Source organism: Methylophaga sp. SB9B, assembly GCF_004832235.1.
Classification (GTDB): domain Bacteria; phylum Pseudomonadota; class Gammaproteobacteria; order Nitrosococcales; family Methylophagaceae; genus Methylophaga; species Methylophaga muralis.
On record NZ_SSXS01000038.1, the window covers coordinates 1 to 260 of the forward strand.

Below are 260 nucleotides of genomic sequence, written 5' to 3' on the forward strand. Positions count from 1 at the left end.
AGCTGTTTAGAGGCGTTTTACGCGTTAAAATCAACAATTGATTAGGTTCGCCGACGACATAGATATTGCCGTCACTATCAGCAGTGACACCTTCCGGCTGTCGCATTAACGGCCATAGATTAAATGGCCGCGGCCAGTCTGACACGTGAACGCTCCTGCCCTAATAAATCAATTACGTGCAGGCTATATGATTCATCGCTGAGTACCAGTAATTTCTGCTCTGAGCCCTCATTTAGCAGGGTTAATCCCGAGAAATCACC

1 protein-coding gene is annotated in these 260 nt (G+C 46.9%); it reads right to left on the reverse strand.

The genetic code is table 11. The features are described from left to right. A partial coding sequence (locus E8Q33_RS16850) for an SdiA-regulated domain-containing protein (protein WP_211116127.1) occupies positions 1-106 on the reverse strand: 106 nt, incomplete at its 3' end. Positions 107-260: the final 154 nt, after the last annotated feature.